Origin of the sequence: Parasphingopyxis sp., assembly GCF_028279465.1 — a bacterium.
Lineage (GTDB): Bacteria > Pseudomonadota > Alphaproteobacteria > Sphingomonadales > Sphingomonadaceae > Parasphingopyxis.
Genome location: NZ_JANQNS010000002.1, coordinates 41578 through 57562, shown reverse-complemented (window position 1 = coordinate 57562; position 15985 = coordinate 41578). Strand labels below are relative to the sequence as shown.

Below are 15985 nucleotides of genomic sequence, written 5' to 3'. Positions count from 1 at the left end.
GCCCGCTCCCCCTCCCGACCTCCCACAGGGTACACTTATTGGGAGGTCGGGAGGGGGAGCGGGCTGGTGCCGCGCCGAGCCGAAGGCGAGGTCTGACAGACTAAGCCGCCTGCACAATCGACAGCTGCGTCGTGCGCTCGGCGATGGACTTCTGGATCTGCTCCACCACGAAATCGATGACGGCGCGGATATGGGGTTGGCGGCGGGCTTCGTCGGTCGTCACCATCCAGCCGGGCGTCGTCAGCTCCTCGATCGGCGGCAGCAGGCGGATGAGCCCACGCATATCGTCGCCCATCAGGCAGGGCAGGATCGACGCACCGAGGCCGGACTGGACGCTGGCGATGATGCTCGACATGGAGCTGGCGCGCTGCGCGATTTCGGCGTCCGGCACATGCTCGGCCAGAAAGCGGTTGAGCTGGCTTTCCGGGTCGATCGAGGCGACCATCGGATAGCGGGCGAGATCGGCGATATTCTCCGGCATGCCGAGCCGCGCGACCATCTGTTCGCTCGCATAGAAGCTTTCGAGCATGTCGATGAGGTGGCGGACGATCAGCGTCTCCTGCGTCGGTTTCGGCCCGAAGCGGATCGCGACATCGGCCTCGCCGCGCGCCAGATCGACATATTGATCCGAGGTCAGGATCTCGACGCGGATGTCCGGATGGCGATCGCGCAGCAGGCCGACGGACGGGATGACCCAGGCATTGGCCGCCGCCTGGACCGTCGCCAGCCGCACCGTCCCGGCGAGCCGGCGCGATTCCGCCTCGACCCCGTCGGAGAAGGACAGCATCGCCGCCTCCACACGCTCGGCCGCCGGCAGCACGGCCTCCCCGCGCGGCGTGAGATCGTAACCGGACGGCTTGCGGACGAAGAGCGTGACGTCGATCGCCTCCTCGAACGCGGTGATGCGGCGCGAGACCGTCGACTGGCTGACCTTGAGCTGTTTCGAGGCAGCCAGCGTGCTCCCCGTGCGCGCCACGGCGAGGAAATAGCGCAGGTCGTTCCAGTCCAGCATCGGCAGTTCTCCGCGGTTGCGCCCGGCTCCCGGGCGTTATGCATATATGCATAGCATAAGCGCAATACTAGTGTTAGGCGGCGAGCCGGCGAGCGCGTATCTAAAGCTCAAGACGATGGAACGGTCCACCGCCTGACACGAAAACCCAGACACGAAACCCAAGATTGGAGATACGCCATGACCAAGTTTTTCCCCGCCGCCATCGGTTCGGTTCTCGCCACGGTCGCGAGCTTCTCGCTGGCCCTCGTCAGCTCGCCGCTGGCAATTCTCGCCGCCTGACCCCGGCCCCTCACCTCGCCCTCTTACTGGAGATACACCATGACCAAGATTTATCCCGCAGCCGCTCTCGGCGCCGTTTTCGCCACCGTCGCCAGCTTCTCGCTCGCACTGGTCAGCTCGCCGCTCGCGATCCTCGCCGCTTGACCCGGTCACATCGCCCGGGCGGACTCCCGGAACGGCGCAAAGCAAACCAGCCTCCCACGGCCTCCCCCAAGGCCCCTTAAGCCCCCGTCAGTCCCCCTGGCGGGGGTTTTTCTATGCTGGCGACAGAGTCTTTGTCAGAACATTGCTGTCGCAATGTCGCCGCACCGGGTTTTGTTTGTCAGACTCGACCTTGCGGTCGAGCGCGGCACCAGCCCGCTCCCCCTCCCGATCTCCCACAGGGTACACTTAATGGGAGGTCGGGAGGGGGAGCGGGCTGGTGCCGCGATTTTCCGCTAGGAAAATTCTGACAAACAAACCTACCGCGCGGATCCGCAGGCGAAATTCTGACAAACGATTCTCACAAACCCGATTGCCTAACCGCGTCCGGCTGCGCATGATGCAGCCTCACCCAGACACGAAAGCTCCATCATGACCGCGCCCAGCCAGGCCCAGCTCGACGATCTTCTCGCCACCAGTCTCGGCGACTCCAAAAAACGCCTTGAGGATACCGGCGCCTGTCCGCCGCATGCGCATTTCATCGGTCCCGACGGGGCCGTGCTCGCGCTCGATCTCGAAGGGGCGGACATGGCGCATGCCGCGCCCGAATATGCCGCGCTGGAAACCATGCTGAAGGATCTGGCCGAAAAGGGCGATGCGCTGGCCTCGACGATCGGCGAAGCGATGGAGGTCCATTATGAGGGCGAATCTGGGCTGGTCGATGCGATCGTCACCGCTCTACGCCTGCCCGGCCGGGCCGAGGATCATGTGACGCCCTTCGTGGCGCAGGAGACGGGATTGCTGCGGACGCATATCCGCGTCGACCTGCTCGAAACCAGCGTGAAGCCGGCTCGGGAAAACGGTATTTTTGAAGAGTGAAATTGTGTCAGGTTTCTTTGTCAGAATTTTTCCTCAGCGGAAAAATCGCGGCACCGGCCCGCACCCCCTCCCGACCGCCCACGAGTGTACCCTTAATGGGCGGTCGGGAGGGGGTGCGGGCCGGTGCCGCGCTCAACCGTTAGGTTGAGTCTGACAATCAAAACCCGGTGCCGCGAACTTCCGCTAGGAAGTTTCCGACAAACTGAATCCCGCCCTTTATGCTTGCACTGACCGCAAAGGAGACCAGCCCATGCCGATTACCAAGATCAACCCCGATACGCTGCCCGATGCCGGCGCGCTCGGCTATACGCAGACGGTGACGGCCAAGCCCGGCGAGCTCGTTTTCTGTTCGGGGCAGGTCGCGATCGACCGGGACGGGACGCCTGTGCCCAGCGATCTCGCCGAACAGGCGAAGGTGGCGGCGAACAATGTAAAGCTGGCGCTGGCAGCCGCCGGCGCGACGCCCGAGGATGTGACGATCGTGCGCCTTTATATCGTCGATATGACGCCGGAGAAGATGGAGGCGGTCGGCAGCGCGCTCCCCGCTCTGTTCAAAGGCACGGCGCCCTGCGCAACCGCCATCGGCGTCCAGTCGCTCGCCGATCCGGAATATCTGGTCGAAATCGAAGTGATGGCGGTGAAGGCGTAGCGGCGAGCTTCCGACAAATAGCGCCGCCTAAGCCTCTAAAATCCTGCGCTTTTCCGCGCTCACTTCCCATTAACGCGGGAAGGCCTATATTGGGGTTGCCGGGGATTTCTCCGGCTATGGCGATAAACGGCGCCGTGCAATAGGCACAGCGGACCCGGGGGCAGTACCCGGCGGCTCCACCATATCCCGTCCGCCTTCGCGCAAGGCTATGGCGGGACAAGATGGGGCCGAACCAGGATCGACGTGTGTTGAAAGACGATGCTTTTCGCCCGGCCTGAATGCGCCGTAAAACCGTTCACAACTCATAAGTGCCAACGATAACGAAGCACTTGCTATTGCTGCGTAACGAATAGCCTCACGGCTTAAGTTACAACGACAATAACGGGGCTGGACCACGCCCGGCAACAGAAGTGGAAACCGGCGGTCCGGGGCGCACCGAGCAACAGAAGCGCCCCACTTTCATTTTGTCAGAGTTTTCTTGTCAGAAAATCGCCGCACCGGCCCGCTCCCCCTCCCGACCGCCCATTAAGTGTACCCTGTGGGCGGTCGGGAGGGGAGCGGGCCGGTGCGGCGCTCGACCGACAGGTCGAGTCTGACAAATCAAATCCCGGTGCCGCGATTTCGCGCCAGCGAAATTCTGACAAAAACTAGACGAACCTAATCCTCATCCTCGTCTTCGTCCTCATCTTCATCCTCTTCGCCATCTTCGGCTTCGGTATCTTCGCCATTATCGCCGCCTTCGCCGGCACAGGCGGCAAGGCTCAGCGAGAGCGCGGCGGCGGATGCTATGAATAATTTACGCATGGTTTCCTCTCCTTTGTGAAAATGATGCGGGGGGGGGGGGGGCGGGCGGGGGGCGGCTATTGCTGTTTCAGCGAATCCCGGATTTCGGTCAGCAGGTCGATTTCGCTCGGGCCGCTATCCTCTTCGGCTTCCTCGGCTTCCTTCTTGGTCATCATCTTGTTCGCCTGGCGGACCATCAGGAAGATGACGAAGGCGAGGATCACGAAATTGATCAGCACGGTGATGAATTGCCCGAGCCCGATCATCGCAACGCCGGCTTCCTTGAGCGCGGCATAATCCTCGGACGACCCGGCATAGTCCGCCGGAATCTCGCCGAGCCGGATGAACCAGGTGGAAAGATCCGCCCCGCCGAAGATCCAGCCGACGACCGGCATGATGATATCCTCGGTCAGCGATGTCGTAATCGTCGCGAATGCGCCGCCGATAATGACCGCCACGGCCAGATCGATGACATTGCCGCGCGCGATAAAATCCCTGAACTCGCCGAACATAAACGCTTCCCCTTCTCGCGAAATATGCGCGCAGCCTATGACACAGCGCGCCGCGCCCGCCAAGCAAGCGGTTTCGGCGGCCGGCGAAACATGCGATAGCGCTCGAAATCGTCGCGGAATAGCGCAAGAAAGGCCTGCCCATGAAAGTCCATAATCTCCTGCCCGGCGGCGCCATCGCGGCCGTCATCGCTCTCACCGCCTGTAGCGGAGAAGCGGGCGCGCAAGCCGAAGATACCGACATGGAGGCCGGCGATACCGCAACCGACGAAATGCCCGCAGAAGAGGAGGCGACGACCTATGCCGAAGATGAAACCGGCGGGCAGATCAACCCGGATCTTGTCGAGGCATTGAACGGGAAACTGGCCGACTTCCACGCCGAGAGCGGACGCACCGTGCATCTCATCCTCGCGATGACGACCGGCGAGCGCGATGTCGAGGCACTGGCCGAAGCGGAGCGGGCCGCGCGCGATGCCGATGCGTTGATCTATATTGCAGGCGCGGACCAGGCTCTGGCGATCGTCGGCGGCGATCTCGATGAGCGTTTCACCACCGTCACGGAGCTGACCATGGTCGATCATTTCGAGGAAAACCGGCTAGCCGAGGGGCTGAACAGCGGCGTCGACGCCGTGATCGCGGAGCTTGGGAATTAACATGCGCAGGACAGCCATTATCGCAGCCAGCCTGGCGCTCGTGGGATGCGGCGCACCCGATAGCGGCGATGCGCCCGAAGACGCCGCGACCGAAGATGCCGCCACCGAAGCGCCGGATTTCGAGCCCAATCCCGGCGGTTATATTCAGGATATCGGCCTGATCGAGGGCGAGATGAATACCGAGCTCAGCGAGCGGCTGATCGGCTTTCACCGGGAGAGCGGCCATGAAATCCATATCGCCGTGATCCTGACGACCGACGGGGAGGATGTCACCGAACGGGCGGCAGCCATGATCGGCGATCGCGGGATAAGCGAGAATGGCGCGCTGATCCTGATCGCGCTCGCCGACGAGACGATCGGCATCGCGCCGGCGCCGGGCGCGGCCGAGGCCCTGCCGCCGGACTTTGTCGATACGGTCGAGGCCGAAATGGGACGCCGCTTCGATGCGCGCGAAATCCGCGAAGGGCTGAACGGCGCGCTCGACGCGCTGTTCGCCCGGCTCGACGGCTAGACGGCGCCTGCCGCTTTATTACCGGAAAGAACCATGGCATAGGCTGCGCCACACCAAAGGAGGGGCATATGAAAAAGACTGCAAAACTGATGATCGGCGCGGCAGGCCTGAGCATGGCGCTGACCGCCTGTAGCGGCGGCGAAGACGTAGCCGAAGCGACCGAGGAAGAAGCGGCCGAAGAAGAAGCGGTCGAGGCGCCCGAGGAATTCATCATCGATCAGACCGGCCAGCTCGGCGATGAGCTTGGCGATACGATGGCTGCGGTTAACACGCGGCTGGGCGAACATTTTGCCGAAACCGGCGATAATGTGCAGATCCTGATCGTCGAGACGACGGAAGGCGGCGACATCGGCGAGGCCGCGACCACCGCGATGGGCGACGCAGGCTCCAACGCGATGATCTACATTGCGGCCGGCGACCAGCGGATCGGCGTCGTCGGCACCGGCATCGATACAGGGGAGGGCGAACAAATCGCCGCCGACATGGCCGACGCGTTCGACAATGAGGATTTCGACGGCGGGTTCATGAACGCCATCGACGCCACAGCCGCGGCAATGAGCAACTAGGCTCGGGGCTTAATCTGCGCATTCTTGCGGCGCACAGGACGAGTATCGGTAACCGGGCAGGAAGGCGCAGCGTTTGGCGGACGACCGCATCACCCATTGGGCGGGCAACTATCTGGCCATCCATCAGGAAGGCCGGTGGGAATATGTGAGCCGGGTGCGCGGCATCGGCGCGGCCGTGATCCTCGCCATCGATACGGGCGGCGAGGGTGACGATCATGTCATCCTCGTCGAACAATATCGGATGGCGCTGAAGGCGAACTGCATCGAAATGCCCGCGGGGCTGGTCGGCGACAATACAGAGCGCGAAACGCCGGAAGAAGCCGCGGCCAAGGAGCTGGAGGAAGAAACCGGCTATCGCGCCGGGCGGATCGACAATCTCGGCCGCTTCTGCTCCTCGCCCGGCATGACGAGCGAGACGTTCACCCTGTTCCGCGCGACCGGCCTCGAAAAGGTCGGTGCGGGCGGCGGCACGCATCATGAGAATATCACCGTCCACCGCGTCCCGCTCGGCAGGATCGCGGAATTCGTGGCGGCGCAGCGCGAAGCCGGTTTGGTGATCGATGTGCGGATCATGGCGCTGCTCGGCGCGGGCTGGCTCGACACAGCGCCATAATCCGTCGGTCTGCGGCACCATCCGCCGCTATTCCCCGCACTGCCGCGCGAAGAACGGCCGGCTATCGGCCATGGCCGTTTGCATGGCGGACCGATCGGCAAGCGCGGACAGCGCCGGGTGACCGATCTCCGCGACGATTCCGTCGACCAGCTCGGCGCGGCAGGCGTTGCGGTCCGACAGCCGCTGGAGGCCGGACATGGTGTCGCAGGCGGCGCGCGCCCGGCGCTGGATACGCGAATAGAGCGCGGCGACCCCGGCTTCGCTGCCGAGCTCCTGCGGCGAAACGGCCATTTCGAGGCTTTGCGCACTGGCCGGGCTTGCAGCCGCAAGCGCGGACAGGGCGATCAGCCCGGCGAGGCTGGTATTCACAAAAGTACGAAACATCATTCTTCTCCTTGATCGATACTGTGGGCGTCTCCGCTGCATGCGAGGACGGCCCCGAAGTGACCGGAAATCGGCCACTCCGCCTCCCGATTTTCGAAATCGGCTATGCGCATCCGGAATCGATCAGCGGCCGCAAAGGCGCGATATTCGGCTGTTTCGCGGGCAACGCGCCGGTCAGCCCTCGCCAAGTAGCGCTGAATCGCGCAGATTGACGGCGATGCCCGATATCGTCCTGATCCACAGCCCGCTCGTCGGGCCGACGTCATTAGCGCCGACGCAAAAAGCGCTCGAACGCGCGGGCCATATCTGCCATCTGCCGACCGCCTATGCGGCTGGCGCGGAGATTCCGCCGTGGCGCGACTGGCCCGATCGGCTCGCCGAGGCGCTGCCCGAAATGGACCGGCCCGTTATCGCCGGGCACAGTATGGGCGGATTGCTCGCCGCCCGGCTCGCGGCCGATCTCAACGCATCCGGCATGATCTGCCTCGACGCCGCGATCCCGCCGGACAGCGGCACCGTGCTGCCCGTCGAACCGACCTTCCGCGCCTTTCTCGACACGCTACCGGTGCAGGATGGCGTCCTGCCCCCATGGAATGACTGGTGGACGGTCGACATTTTCGAAGGCGGGGACGTTTCGGACGCGGAGAAGGAGACGTTTCTCGCCGATATCCCAGCCCTACGCCGAGACTGGTTCGACGACAGCTTCGCCATGCCGGACTGGTCGCGCGCGAAACGGACCTACCTGCGGACCTCTCTGTCCTTCGTCGAAGAGGCGCGCCGGGCAGGGTCGCTTGGCTGGCCAGTGATCCGTCTCAAAGGCACGCATCTCCATCCATTCGCCGAGCCGGAGGAAACGGCGGACGCGATCCTCCAATGCCGCGCGGCGATGGGGCTGTAGCCGGATATCCGTAACTCCCGTCTTGTTCAGCCAGCCAATCGGCGCGCTCTCGCCCGGACCGACGCCGCATCGTCGGCCAGGGCTTCGCCAAGACTTGCCTGCGCGAAATCCCTGTGCCGGGGGTCACGCGCGGCCAGATAGCAGATCGCGTCGAGCGACCAGGCGCGCAGAAACGGTTTGTCGTGCTGCCTCAGCGGGACGAGCCATTGGATCAGCGCATCGGCATCGTCCGCCGCCACATCCATGTGACGGACGGATTGGCAGATATGCAGCCGCGCATCCCATGCAGTAACAGCATCTATGCGCGCCAGAAGCGTGGACACCTGATCCGCGGATAGCGCCATACCGGCTTCCAGCGCGGACTTGATCAACCAAGTGGCGCCGAAGGATATATTACCGCTGTCATCGTCGGTGAGCGCGATCAGGGCCGTCATATAACCGTCCCGTCCGGACTCAGCCGCTTCGATCTCGCCCAATATGCTGACGGCACGCCCATCGAAAGTCCCAATCCTGCGGCGGAGATCGGTGACATAGGCGTCCATCGATCCGGCGCGCCGCCTCTATTTGAAATTATCGGCGTAGTGCTGGATTTTCAGCTTCCGCTCGGGGCCCGGCACGATCGTGTAGCCGATGCCCTGCTTGTCGGCATAGGCCTTCGCCGCGTCGAGCGTCGGGAAGGTCAGGCGGACTTGGCGGTTCGTGTCGGAGGACCCGGCCCAGCCCATTAGCGGATCGGCGCGCTGCGCCTCGCTCGGTTCGAATTCGAGCGTCCATAAGCCGACCCGATGCCGGCCCGACTGCATCGCATTCTTCATCCGTTGATAGATACGCGCGGGCATGAAGCGAGACCTCTTGCAAGTAATCGCCTGCGAAATGCCGCAAAGCACGACACCAGGTCAATGAGATTTTGGACGCTTTTATTGTCAGACTCGACCTTTCGGTCGAGCGCCGCACCAGGATTCTTTTGTCAGAACATTGCTTGCGCAATGTCGCGGCACCAGCCCGCTCCCGCTCCCGACCTCCCAACCAGGGTACACTCATGGGAGGTCGGGAGCGGGAGCGGGCTGGTGCCGCGATTTTCCGCGAGGAAAATTCTGACAAACTAACGCACAAACGGATACACCAGCAGCTTTCCGAAACTCCGGTCGCGCTCCCCTTCCACACCGATCGGCATCCCAATCCTGCGCGGCTTGGGGTTGCGCGAGCCGAAGATCCGGTCCCAGATCGAGAGGATCGCGGTGTAATTGCTGTCGGTATCCACGCGCGTCTTGTGGTGATGCATCCAGTGGATCGACGGTGTGACGATGACCAGCGACAGCAGCTTTTCGAACCGCTCCGGCAGCCGGATGTTCGAATGGTGGAACACGGCATTGGCCGTCAGTATCGCCTCGAACAGCAGCAACGTCGCGACATCGATGCCGAAGGCCAGAGCCGGAATCAGGCGCATAGCGGCCGAGATCAGAATCTCGCCGAAATGAAAGCGAAAGGCCGAGCTCGCATCGAGATGGTCGTCGAGATGGTGCGGCGCGTGGAAACGCCAGAGAAAGGGCACTTCGTGGTACGCCCGGTGCATCCCATAGGTCCAGATATCGAGCACCAACAACTGCACTGCGAGCGCGCCAATCGGCCCGAGCACATCCAGCGGCACGAGCGGTTCGACCCCGCCCGCGATCCGCCCGGTCAGCGTCAACAGCAAGGGCGCGGCGGTCAGCGCGATCAAACCGAGCCCGACATTGCGCAGGATCCGGCGAAGATTGTCGGCCGGCGGCGTCTGCGCGACGGCCAGCCGCTCCAGCGCAAGGACCAGCGCGATCCAGAGCGCCAGCGCGCTCGCCAGCCAGGGATCGCTCATCCGTTTGTCTCCGCGCCGGCGAACCGCCGGGCCACACGCGTCTGCCAGAGCATCAGCAGCGGCACGACGCCGAGCTCCATGACCAGCCCGAAGCGATGACCTTCCGAGGCCAGCCCGTATTCGGTCGCCGACCAGGCCCGCGCCAGCCCGCCCGTCACCACCATCGCGCCGAGCAGGCGGAAGCGCGCCGTCTTGCGCTCGATCCCGGGCACGCAGCTCGCAAAGGCGATGCCCAGCATGAAGAAGATGCCCGAGAGATAGCGGAAATGGCTGTCGAGATCGCGCACGGGCGGATCGTCTACGCCCGAGAGGATGGACGGGCCAATCACGATGCTCGCCGCGCCGATGGAGAGGGGAACGAGACAGGCAATCCCCGCCGCGATCTGCAAGGCGCGTTTCTCCGCCTCGGGACTCATTGCCGCGGCTTCTCCAGCAAATCCGCACGGACATGGATCGACTTGTTCGCGAGATAGACCTCGATCAGGAAGGCGATCAGCCCGAGGATCAGCAAGCCCATCGCCCAGACAAAGGCGGCCGCCGTCAGCCCGCTCAAAGCGATATCGAGCAATCGGTTGGCGAACAGCCCGGCAACGACAAGGCACACCGCGATCATCGAGATTGTGCCGAACAGGATGGAAAGTCCTGTGACCGTCATTCGCCGATCGAGCATTTTGAGCTCGCGCAGGCAATCGTCATGCTCGGGCCCCGGATCGCGCGGCAGGATATCGGCAATGATCCGCGCCCGGTCCACAACCCGGCCAAGCCGCCCGGTGGCGAGGATCAGAAATTGCCCGACCCCGACCAGCAGGAAAGCCGGGGCCAGCGCCAGCTGGATGGTCAGCGCGATATCGGCGGGCATGGTGTCCATGGCGACGGTTTTCGGGGCTGGCTCGACCGCGGTCAAGCGAGACTGTGAGGATGTTCGGTACGGAGAAGCGAGCAAAAGCCCTCCCCCTTGATGGGGGAGGGTTGGGTGGGGGTGATCTCTCCTGTAAACGCGGCATCGATGAAACGGCATCCGCCTCCTGGAACAACTGTCAGAGCGAGAAAACTTCGCAATCAACCTACCGATGCGGAAAAGCGCCTCTGGCGCATCCTGCGTGAAAAATTCCCCGATGCCCGTTTTCGCCGGCAGGTGCCGGTCAGGCAGTTCATCTGCGACTTTGCCAGTCACAAACATCGTCTCGTAATTGAGGCGGATGGTGGCCAGCATGGCGGCAAAGAAGATATCCGACGAGATGCCGCGATCGAGGCAGATGGCTATCGGGTCATTCGCTTTTGGAACACGGAAATATTGGGGAATTCCGAGGGAGTCGCTGAGAGGATAGCTTCTCTACTGGAGGAGAGATCACCCCACCCCTAACCCCTCCCCATCAAGGGGAGGGGAATAGTCCGCAATCGTCTTTGCGGCCATTTTCCGGGTTTCGCTGCACTGCAAAAAAGCGCATGGCCGGGGCATGGCACAAGCCGCACCCATCGATCCGGCCCGCGCGGCGCCGGGCTTTCGCGAATTCGTCGCGATGGTCGCCTCGCTGATGGCGATGACGGCGCTCGCCATCGACGCGATGCTGCCCGCGCTACCGGCCATCGGCGACGCGCTGAACGTGACGGAGGATAATGACCGGCAGCTGGTGATCGGCGCGCTGCTGCTCGGCTTCGGCCTCGCGCAGATCGTCCATGGCCCGCTGTCGGACCGGTTCGGCCGCCGCCCGCTGCTCGTCGGGGGCCTCGGCCTTTATACGCTGTCGAGCATCGTCGCAGCCTTCGCCCAGTCGTTCGAGCTGCTGCTCGCCGCGCGTTTCGCGCAGGGGATCGCCGTCGCCGCGACGCGGGTGCTCGCCGTTTCGATCGTCCGGGATCTCTATGTCGGGCGCAAGATGGCGCAGGTCATGTCGTTCGCGATGATGGTGTTCATGGCGGTGCCCGTGCTCGCGCCGCTGTTCGGCGAGATCATCATCCAGATCGCGAACTGGCGCTGGATCTTCTGGATGTTCGCAGGCATCGGCGTGGGCGTGGGCCTCTGGATCGGCTGGCGGCTCCCGGAAACGCTGAAGCCCGAAGACCGGCTGCCGTTGACGCCGGCGCGCGTCGGTCGAGGCTGGAAACAGACGCTCACGGACCGCAAATCGCTCGGCTATATGCTCGCTTCGGCGCTGCTCTCGGGCGCGCTGTTCGGCTTTATCAACTCGATCCAGCAGGTCATTTACGATACGTTTAACCGGCCCGATATGCTGGTGCCGGCCTTCGCGCTGATCGCAGGCGCGATGTCGGCGGCCTCGCTACTCAATTCACGGATCGTGCTGAGGCTCGGTACGCGGCTCGTATCGCACAGCGCGCTGCTGGTCTTTATCGGGCTCGCCATCGCCTCGACGGTCACGGCCTATACGGAGAGCAAATCGCTCTGGCTGTTCCTGATCCTGCTCTCGGCCAATATGGGTGCGTTCGGCCTGTGCGGCGCCAATTTCAGCGCGATGGCGATGGAGGAAATGGGTCGGATCGCCGGCACGGCCAGCTCCGTACAAGGGGCAGTCGGCATATTGGTCGGCGCGATCATCGGCGGCAGCATCGGCCAGATGTATGACGGCACGACCCTGCCGCTATCGCTGGGCTTTCTGGTGTGCAGCGTGCTGGCGCTGGGATGTGTGTTCGTGACCGAACGTGGGCGGCTGTTTCGGGAGGAGGAGTCCGCGGAAGAATCTGCGCGGGTGTGATTGTTTGGGCGGGTTCGTAATGGAATTTCCCCTCCCCTTGATGGGGGAGGGGCTAGGGGTGGGGTGAACTCTCAACCGACAGATCACCCCCACCCAAACCCTCCCCCATCAAGGGGGAGGGCTCTTTTTTACTCAATCCCCCGCGTCCAGCAGCCGGATAAACCGCATCCCCGCGCTGAACTCGCGGCGGCGGGAATCGCGTTCGGCGATGGCTTCCTCGTCCTCGCCCCACTGGCTGGCCTGCCAGTCCTCGTCGACGCGCGTCGCGGCCCAGATCGTATCTTCGTCGAAGGCGTTTTCCGCGAGCGCCAGCGCGGCGACAAGCGAGCCGCCGATCCGCACGAGCGGCGAGAGGCCCGCGAGGCGGAAGGGATCATAGGCTTCAGTCGCGCCGCGCAGGCGCGTCACGGTCGATTCCGGCTGCGGGCGATGGACGATGCCGGTGATGGTTTCGAAACCGATATCGAACCGTTTCTGCGCCCATTCGAGCAGCGGGTCCCAGGCTTCGGACTGGTTGGCGACAAGCTCGGCCGGGCTGTCCGCGCGATAGCAAAGCAGGTCCGTCTCGCCATATTGGGCGAGCTCGGCGGCGAACTCGTGAGCCTGCGGCGCGACCCGGTCGATCGCGGCATTGGCAAGGCCCGTCAGCGGCATGGATGCCGGGTCGATTTCGCCCTCTTGCCCCGCCCATTCGGCGGCGATGGCGTCAGCCAGCTTGCGCGCGGGCACGGCGAGCGATTTGCGGCCCGGCGTCTTTACCGGCCGCTCATCGAGCGCAATCGCCCAGCCATCGCTGGTCCGCACCGCGTCGGTTTTCTCGTAGAATCGTTTCATTGCCTTATGGTGCGCTAGGCTTGTGTCATTCCTGTGGCGGGCTCTTCCATCGCCGGGCAAGGATCACCGGCAGCACGAGCGCCTCGAACAGGCCGAGCGCGAAGAGCGGAATGCCGAGCAGTGGCCAGCCGCCCTCGCGCAATATGTCGCCGGCCCAGATCCACATGCCGAGGATCATCACGACGATCCCGGTAAAGCGCATCAGCTGCAGCATCTGAAAGCGCGACTTGGCGAGCCGTTCCTCGTCTTCGGGGGTCATCCATGCTCCTTCAGGATAGCGGCGATATGGGCGGGGGTGTCGAGCACGACATCGGCGCCGGCCGCTTCGAGCTCATGCGCGTCATGATAGCCCCAGGCGACGCCGACGGCCAGCATGTTCGCCGAACGCGCCATCGCCATGTCGAATGTCGTATCGCCGATCATCGCGCTGGTGCCCGGTTCCGCGCCGGCATCGGCCATACAGGCTTCGAGCATGGCAGGGCTCGGCTTGGACGGGTGCCGGTCCGCGGTGTGGAGTGCGACGAACCGGTCGGTCAGGCCATGCGCCTCAAGCACGAAGGCGAGGCCGCGATCCGATTTGCCGGTCGCGACGCCAAGCAGCCACCCCGCGCTTTCCAGCGCATCGAGCGTTTCGGCGATCCCGTCATAGAGCGGCTCATGGACGACGCCCGCGCTGCGTAGGCCGGAAAAGGCGCGCTTATAATCCTCGGCCAGCGCGCGGTGCTGATCGGGATCGGCATCGGGCAGCAGCCGGTGCATCGCCTCCACGAGACTGAGGCCCACGACGCGCCGCGTATGTTCGCGCGGCGGCGCGGCGAGCCCGTGCAGCTCGAACGCCTGCTCCATCGCCATACAGATATTGGCCTGGCTGTCGACGAGCGTGCCGTCGCAATCGAAGATGGCGAGCCGGTTGCTCATCGGCGGCCCCGCTCCCAGCGCATGCTTGCGACTGCAATATTGCTCCCCTCCCCTTGATGGGGAGGGGCCGGGGGTGGGGTGACATCTCCGCTAACTGAATCGCTAGCTGGTAGATCACCCCCACCCAAACCCTCCCCCATCAAGGGGGAGGGTTTTATATTAGCGCCTGAAGTCATCTCTTCCCCCGATTACGCCGTTCGCCCCTTCGCGCCTTGCGGCGATCCTTCGCATGAGCCTTGGCCGCGCGCTTTTGCGCCTGTTTCGGGTCTTCGGGCGGCGGTTCGGCAAAGGCGGCATCGCCGAGTTCGGGCGAGAAACCGAGCGCGGCGAGGCTGTTCGCAAAATGCTCGGGTAGCTCGGCCGTCACATCGAGCATCTTGCCGTCCGGGTGTGGCAGGCAGAGCCGCCGCGCATGAAGGTGCAGCTTGCGACTGATCCCGCCGGTCAGGAAGGCATCCGCGCCGCCATATTTGCCATCGCCGACAATCGGATGACCGATCGCCGCCATATGGACGCGCAGCTGGTGGGTGCGGCCCGTATAGGGCTGGAGCGCGACGAACGCCGCGCGGTTCCCGGCGCGCTCGATCACCTGATAGCGGGTTTTCGACGGCTGACCCTCGTCGAACACATGCATCTTCTCGCCGCCCGTGCCCGGCTGCTTCGCGAGCGGCAGGTCGATCACACCATCCACAATCTCGGGCACGCCGATCACGATGGCCCAGTAGATCTTGGTCGCCTTGCGCGTCGAAAAGGTCTTGGAGAACAAGGCGGCGGCCTTGGGCGTCCGCGCGACGAGCAGGACGCCGCTCGTATCCTTGTCGAGCCGGTGGACGAGCTTGGGCCGCCCGTCCGCGCCATATTGCAGCGCATCGAGCAGCCCGTCGATATGATCCTTGGTCTTCGTGCCACCCTGGGTCGCGAGGCCCGCCGGCTTGTTGAGAACGAGCGCGCTTTTGTCGCGATGGAAATCGAGCGTCTGGGCGAAATCGATCTGGTCCTGACTCAGCGGCGGGCGTTCTTTCTTCGGCTTTTGCGACTTGGGCGGTTCGGCCGGCGGCACGCGGATCACCTGCCCGGTTTCGATCCGATCTCCCGGCGCGGCGCGTTTGCCGTCGAGCCTGAGCTGCCCCGTGCGCGCCCAGCGAGAGACGATATTGAACGTCGCTTCGGGCAGGTTGCGCTTGAACCAGCGATCGAGCCGGATGCCGTCATCGTCTGCGTCCACCGTGAACTGGCGCACATCGTCGCTAAACGTCTCCGTCATGCCGCGATCCTGACCAGCCAGAGCCCGGCGAACAAGGCCGCGACCGATGCGACGACCGACACCAGCGCATAACCGGCGGCGAGCCCCATCGCGCCGCGCTCGATCATGTTTACGGTTTCGAGGCTGAAGGCCGAAAAGGTCGTGAAGCCGCCCAGAATGCCGACGCCGAGAAACAGCCGCCAGCCCTCGCCCCCGGTGCCGAAGCGCGCGAGTAATCCGACGAGGATACCCATCGCCAGCCCGCCAAGGATATTCGCGCTTAAGGTGCCCCAGGGAAAAGCCGGGCCGAACTGGTGCAGCGTCCAGCGGCCCAACAGAAAGCGCAGTCCCGCACCGATCGCGCCGCCCGCCATGACGAGAAGGAGATGAGGCATGGCGGAGAGTTAGCGGAGTGGGCGGCGTATCGCCAGTGAGGGGTTGATTGTCAGAATTTTTCCTCAGCGGAAAAATCGCGGCACCGGGATTTGTCTGTCAGAACATTGCTATCGCAATGTCGCGGCACCGGCCCGCTCCCCCTCCCGACCTCCCA

23 protein-coding genes, 1 other RNA gene and 1 pseudogene are annotated in these 15985 nt (G+C 64.0%); 11 read left to right on the top strand and 14 right to left on the bottom strand.

Going from position 1 to position 15985, the window contains the following annotated elements; genetic code table 11:
- Positions 1-100: 100 nt before the first annotated feature.
- On the bottom strand, positions 101-1012 hold the full coding sequence (locus Q0974_RS00910) for a LysR family transcriptional regulator (protein ID WP_299321510.1): 912 nt from the start codon (positions 1010-1012) through the stop codon (positions 101-103).
- A gap of 852 nt (positions 1013-1864) precedes the next feature.
- Here Q0974_RS00910 and Q0974_RS00905 point away from each other — a divergent pair.
- The 4 genes and pseudogenes from Q0974_RS00905 to Q0974_RS16265 all read left to right on the top strand — a co-directional run.
- Positions 1865-2311: a hypothetical protein gene (locus Q0974_RS00905; RefSeq protein ID WP_299321508.1), complete on the top strand. Its 447-nt coding sequence runs from the start codon at positions 1865-1867 to the stop codon at positions 2309-2311.
- Positions 2312-2561: 250 nt separating this feature from the next.
- The gene (locus Q0974_RS00900) at positions 2562-2960 is read left to right on the top strand and encodes a RidA family protein (RefSeq protein ID WP_299321505.1); all 399 of its coding nucleotides are present in this window, start codon (positions 2562-2564) and stop codon (positions 2958-2960) included.
- 59 nt (positions 2961-3019) lie between these two features.
- Positions 3020-3418: a transfer-messenger RNA gene (ssrA, locus tag Q0974_RS00895) on the top strand.
- Positions 3418-3489: pseudogene (locus tag Q0974_RS16265) on the top strand (hypothetical protein); the annotation flags it as partial. The gene ssrA and the pseudogene Q0974_RS16265, both read left to right, overlap by 1 nt.
- A 128-nt stretch (positions 3490-3617) precedes the next feature.
- On the opposite strand, the gene Q0974_RS00890 reads toward Q0974_RS16265, so the two are convergent.
- Positions 3618-3764 (bottom strand): hypothetical protein, encoded by a 147-nt coding sequence (locus Q0974_RS00890; RefSeq protein ID WP_299321503.1) that lies wholly within the window; start codon positions 3762-3764, stop codon positions 3618-3620.
- A gap of 56 nt (positions 3765-3820) precedes the next feature.
- Entirely contained in the window at positions 3821-4255 is a 435-nt protein-coding gene (gene mscL / locus Q0974_RS00885) for a large conductance mechanosensitive channel protein MscL (RefSeq protein ID WP_299321501.1), read from the bottom strand.
- A gap of 140 nt (positions 4256-4395) precedes the next feature.
- Between mscL and Q0974_RS00880 the strand changes: the two genes are divergently transcribed.
- The 4 genes from Q0974_RS00880 (at position 4396) to Q0974_RS00865 (ending at position 6595) form a co-directional block, all read left to right on the top strand.
- Positions 4396-4905 carry a hypothetical protein gene (locus Q0974_RS00880; RefSeq protein ID WP_299321500.1) on the top strand — a complete coding sequence of 170 codons (510 nt, stop codon included), beginning with the start codon at positions 4396-4398 and terminating at the stop codon, positions 4903-4905.
- Between the two features lies 1 nt (position 4906).
- Positions 4907-5416, top strand: coding sequence for a TPM domain-containing protein (locus Q0974_RS00875; protein WP_299321497.1), 510 nt, complete (start codon positions 4907-4909; stop codon positions 5414-5416).
- 68 nt (positions 5417-5484) lie between these two features.
- Entirely contained in the window at positions 5485-5982 is a 498-nt protein-coding gene (locus Q0974_RS00870) for a TPM domain-containing protein (RefSeq protein WP_299321495.1), read from the top strand.
- A gap of 73 nt (positions 5983-6055) precedes the next feature.
- Positions 6056-6595, top strand: a complete 540-nt coding sequence (locus tag Q0974_RS00865; protein WP_299321493.1) for an NUDIX hydrolase — start codon at positions 6056-6058, stop codon at positions 6593-6595.
- A 27-nt stretch (positions 6596-6622) separates the two neighbouring features.
- Here the strand turns inward: Q0974_RS00865 and Q0974_RS00860 are convergent, their stop codons facing one another.
- Positions 6623-6982 carry a UrcA family protein gene (locus Q0974_RS00860; protein WP_299321491.1) on the bottom strand — a complete coding sequence of 120 codons (360 nt, stop codon included), beginning with the start codon at positions 6980-6982 and terminating at the stop codon, positions 6623-6625.
- Positions 6983-7196: 214 nt separating this feature from the next.
- On the opposite strand from Q0974_RS00860, the gene Q0974_RS00855 reads away from it, so the two are divergent.
- Positions 7197-7877, top strand: coding sequence for an alpha/beta hydrolase (locus Q0974_RS00855; protein WP_299321489.1), 681 nt, complete (start codon positions 7197-7199; stop codon positions 7875-7877).
- 26 nt (positions 7878-7903) lie between these two features.
- On the opposite strand, the gene Q0974_RS00850 is transcribed toward Q0974_RS00855, so the two are convergent.
- From Q0974_RS00850 to Q0974_RS00830, 5 genes are all read right to left on the bottom strand, one after another.
- Positions 7904-8419: a hypothetical protein gene (locus Q0974_RS00850; protein ID WP_299321487.1), complete on the bottom strand. Its 516-nt coding sequence runs from the start codon at positions 8417-8419 to the stop codon at positions 7904-7906.
- Positions 8420-8437: 18 nt separating this feature from the next.
- A complete protein-coding gene (locus Q0974_RS00845; protein ID WP_299321485.1) occupies positions 8438-8716 on the bottom strand; it encodes an ETC complex I subunit in 279 nt (92 codons plus the stop codon).
- Positions 8717-8979: 263 nt separating this feature from the next.
- A complete protein-coding gene (locus Q0974_RS00840; protein WP_299321482.1) occupies positions 8980-9729 on the bottom strand; it encodes a sterol desaturase family protein in 750 nt (249 codons plus the stop codon).
- The gene (locus Q0974_RS00835; RefSeq protein WP_299321481.1) at positions 9726-10145 is read right to left on the bottom strand and encodes a DUF4345 domain-containing protein; all 420 of its coding nucleotides are present in this window, start codon (positions 10143-10145) and stop codon (positions 9726-9728) included. Before Q0974_RS00835 ends, Q0974_RS00840 begins: the two co-directional genes overlap by 4 nt.
- Positions 10142-10597: a DUF2721 domain-containing protein gene (locus Q0974_RS00830; protein ID WP_299321479.1), complete on the bottom strand. Its 456-nt coding sequence runs from the start codon at positions 10595-10597 to the stop codon at positions 10142-10144. Before Q0974_RS00830 ends, Q0974_RS00835 begins: the two co-directional genes overlap by 4 nt.
- 138 nt (positions 10598-10735) lie before the next feature.
- Between Q0974_RS00830 and Q0974_RS00825 the strand changes: the two genes are divergently transcribed.
- Positions 10736-11092: a DUF559 domain-containing protein gene (locus Q0974_RS00825; protein ID WP_299321478.1), complete on the top strand. Its 357-nt coding sequence runs from the start codon at positions 10736-10738 to the stop codon at positions 11090-11092.
- Between the two features lie 94 nt (positions 11093-11186).
- A complete protein-coding gene (locus tag Q0974_RS00820; protein ID WP_299321476.1) occupies positions 11187-12440 on the top strand; it encodes a multidrug effflux MFS transporter in 1254 nt (417 codons plus the stop codon).
- 132 nt (positions 12441-12572) lie between these two features.
- Here Q0974_RS00820 and Q0974_RS00815 read toward each other — a convergent pair whose 3' ends face one another.
- From Q0974_RS00815 to crcB, 5 genes are all read right to left on the bottom strand, one after another.
- Positions 12573-13274 (bottom strand): ATP12 family chaperone protein, encoded by a 702-nt coding sequence (locus tag Q0974_RS00815; RefSeq protein ID WP_299321475.1) that lies wholly within the window; start codon positions 13272-13274, stop codon positions 12573-12575.
- Positions 13275-13299: 25 nt separating this feature from the next.
- Positions 13300-13533: a hypothetical protein gene (locus Q0974_RS00810; RefSeq protein WP_299321473.1), complete on the bottom strand. Its 234-nt coding sequence runs from the start codon at positions 13531-13533 to the stop codon at positions 13300-13302.
- Entirely contained in the window at positions 13530-14192 is a 663-nt protein-coding gene (locus Q0974_RS00805) for an HAD-IA family hydrolase (protein ID WP_299321472.1), read from the bottom strand. Before Q0974_RS00805 ends, Q0974_RS00810 begins: the two co-directional genes overlap by 4 nt.
- A gap of 172 nt (positions 14193-14364) precedes the next feature.
- Complete coding sequence (locus tag Q0974_RS00800) at positions 14365-15456, bottom strand: RluA family pseudouridine synthase (RefSeq protein WP_299321469.1); 1092 nt, start codon at positions 15454-15456, stop codon at positions 14365-14367.
- Entirely contained in the window at positions 15453-15830 is a 378-nt protein-coding gene (crcB, locus tag Q0974_RS00795; protein WP_299321467.1) for a fluoride efflux transporter CrcB, read from the bottom strand. Before crcB ends, Q0974_RS00800 begins: the two co-directional genes overlap by 4 nt.
- Between the last annotated feature and the right edge of the window lie 155 nt (positions 15831-15985).